The following is a 3,228-nucleotide window of genomic DNA, read 5'->3' as shown; positions in this document are numbered from 1 at the left end:
CGCAAGGACTTTATTTTAAAAAAAGACCCGTACATGAAAATGTACGGGTCTTTTTGCGTGCTTTGATTGGGGGAGTTCGGCTTGAAGAATACCGTGGCGGTGATATGTTTTTAAGACACAACAATTCCATGCTGTGGAAGTAAATCTCTCAAGACGTAATGCCGATGATATGAAGCGGCTTTATAGAAGTTGTAAATTGGCATTTCTAATACTTCTGTTGAATGAGTATTGCCGTCCATAGTATTTCGTTGTTGGTTCCAGTCATCACCAAGATAGTGGAGAAATGATTCACCGTTTATTGTGAAATTTGAAGTTTCATCTGCAAAACTGGTTATCCAGTATTGGATTCGATCATCTTCATCACCATTGAAAGAAAGAATTTCTTCGAGTGGAGATTTTATTTGCTCAAAACTTCTATGAGTTCCTTCATATATATCTGGATAAACATCGCAAGCCTTTCTAAACATTTTATATAAAGATTTTGAACCTTCCACAAAAGTAATAAGGTTATTTCTTTCGCTTTTTCTTTCGTCCTCATATTCAAAATTCCATTCTAAGAAAGGAGCATCAGGGTATGTATAAACTCCGCCGTGACCTAATTTTCTTGATCCAAATTCTGCAACTCCGGTTTTAATTTTTTCCCAAAATCTATTTGCTTTTTCAGAGAGAGTTTCAAGGATGTCATCATTAGTATTTTGAGAAAGTTCAATGCTAAACGTTTTGACATCGTTTTTAGGAGAACTAAGTCCGGAAAATCCATAGTGAGAAAATGTATCAGCATATACGTGAGCGGTTATTCCTAATAGTTCTAGATAAAATTTCTTATCAATTTTGCTTAGATGATTTTCGACCATTTTTTTAGCAATCATACTGTCTTTTTGGCAGACAATTTTATCTTCAAAAGTTATTCCTTCACCACCTGGCAAAAAGTGAAATGGAACCCAAACTACCCTTTGATCTTCTGGGATAACATTTTTAATATTGTCACAGTGATGGGCTGTGGGTCTGGAGTAAAGGCTGGCGTTGTCTGTAAAATCAATTCTTTCTTTTACCGCATTATCATCAACAAATTGAGAAGCCGAAGCAATTATTTGAGCTGCTTCCGGTTTGATTCCAGCGGCACGTGCTATTGCATAAGTGCCGTAATAGTGCATATCTTTTTGCATATAAAATCTCCTATATGTTTAATTTAAATATAAATAAATACTATATTTAATAAGTCAATACGTACTGTGTGGGGCGTATGTGCTTTTTTAAATAGTCTGTGATTAATATATTTAAAATTAACTTATATTAATCAGGCAAGGGGTTGGAGAATACTATCAAAATTTAAGTTGTGACGTTTTGAAAATTAGCAAACTGGCGGTATGCTTTTAATAGGACTCGCAGATGATGATTTAAAAACAATTCTTATTACGAAATAGCGTTTTCATAGTTTGTTTAAATTGATCATTTATTGACGAATACACACTTCTTATGTCTACTACTCCCATGAAAAAAATACTTATAATAATATTTTTAGTTTTTTTGTCAGCTTGCGCGCACCGAAGTCACGAACAAGCTTTTGACACTATACGGCATGATCCTGTCGCGTTACGCATGTTCCTTTCTGAAATGCCGAAAGGGGCTGAACTGCATACACATCTTTCAGGAATTCCCTATGCAGAAGATTATTTAACTTGGGCAGCTGCGGATAATTCTTGTATCGAACAGGCAAGTAATCGAATTGTTGCCGGTCCATGTGGTAATGGTTCAATCGCGGCAACACTGGCATTTGGCAAAAGTAATATATGGAACAGTGCTGTTGACGCGTTGTCGGTTAGGCAAAACTTACGAGATAATAGAATGTGGGGACACGATCAATTCTTTGCAACATTTGCTAAATTTGGTGGTGCGAAGAAAAATGCGGGTCGTTTATTAGCACTCGCTTCAAAACAGGCATATCGTGATAATGTTCAATATGTAGAAGCTATGTGTTCAATTTATGGTCCTAAATGGGTTTCACCTTGGGCTGAAAAGGTTGGTTGGAATGGAAACCCTGTAGTTACGCTAAGTGAATTGCGAGAGTCTGGTTTATTTCAAGATATGGATCAGGCTATAAGGAAGCTCGATGAAACCGAATTTTTAAAAGAGGAAGAGCTTAGGGGCGGCGAAGGAATTGAAGTTCTCATCCGTTACATTAATCAAATCTATAGAGGGGCTGAGCCAGCATATGTTTTTGCGCAGATGGCTTGGTCATTTGAATTGGTTCATCGAGATCCCCGTGTAGTTGCTTTAAATTTGGTTGGTCCGGAAGATTCTCCGATTGCGGTGCGCGATTATGAATTACATATGGAAATGCTGGATTTTTTTCATAAGTTATACCCCGAAGTGCCTATTACATTGCATGCAGGTGAGTTAACGGGATGGGTTACTACGCCGGAAGCTTTATCAAATCACATCCTGCTTGCTGTAATTAAAGGGCATGCTCAACGTATAGGGCATGGTGTTGATTTAGCGTATGAAGAAAAATCTCGTGAGACTCTTTCACTAATGAAGGAAAAAGGCGTTGCGCTTGAGTGTCTGCTTTCAAGTAATGATTCTATTTTAAAAGTCTCTGGAAAAAACCATCCTCTTAATGTATATCTCTCATCAGGTGTTCCGGTTACTTTCTCGTCAGATGATATGGGAGTTGCCCGGACAACGTTAACGAATGAATACGTTGTAGCCGTTGTGGATCAAGGATTGGATTATGGGCAGTTGAAAAAGGTTGCGCGTAATTCATTAGAGTATTCCTTTCTTAAAGGTGAGTCGCTTTGGAAGAAACCTGATCCATATATTATGATAGGTGTGTGTGCTGGTGATTCAGTTCCGGACAGTGACTGTATGTCTTTTCTTTCTAATAGTGAGAAAGCTGCTCAGCAATGGGAGCTGGAGAAGAAACTTAAAGTCTTTGAGCACAATTATCAGGTCTCTGATTAATGAATTGGCCGTTTAAGCATCTGACAACATAAAGAATGAATGAAGTGTTTGTGATGAGTGATGCTCGGGCCTTTTATATGAATTAAGAATGTGACTCTGACTTTCTTAGATTGTTTTTGTTCCTCGTAAAAGTGATTAAGCCGCGTGTTCTCGGGCTTTATACGAATCCAAGTTGTTGAATCTTCAATGGATATCAACAATAATTCAAAAACCTATTGACTGTTTGGTTGGATTCTCATAGAACCTCTTTCTCGGGTCGGCAACGGC

At 37.8% G+C, this 3,228-nt stretch carries 2 protein-coding genes; one reads left to right on the top strand and one right to left on the bottom strand.

Annotation, left to right across the window (positions count from 1 at the left end; translation table 11 throughout):
- Nucleotides 1–110: 110 nt before the first annotated feature.
- Nucleotides 111–1,166 carry a DUF6765 family protein gene (locus JEY82_RS19545; protein ID WP_304088975.1) on the bottom strand — a complete coding sequence of 352 codons (1,056 nt, stop codon included), beginning with the start codon at nt 1,164–1,166 and terminating at the stop codon, nt 111–113.
- A 433-nt stretch (nt 1,167–1,599) separates the two neighbouring features.
- Here JEY82_RS19545 and JEY82_RS19540 point away from each other — a divergent pair, with 433 nt between their 5' ends.
- The gene (locus JEY82_RS19540) at nt 1,600–2,961 is read left to right on the top strand and encodes an adenosine deaminase (protein ID WP_304088972.1); all 1,362 of its coding nucleotides are present in this window, start codon (nt 1,600–1,602) and stop codon (nt 2,959–2,961) included.
- Nucleotides 2,962–3,228: the final 267 nt, after the last annotated feature.

This window comes from Maridesulfovibrio ferrireducens (assembly GCF_016342405.1).
Classification (GTDB): Bacteria; Desulfobacterota; Desulfovibrionia; order Desulfovibrionales; family Desulfovibrionaceae; genus Maridesulfovibrio; species Maridesulfovibrio ferrireducens_A.
This window is presented reverse-complemented; position numbering and strand designations above follow the sequence as displayed.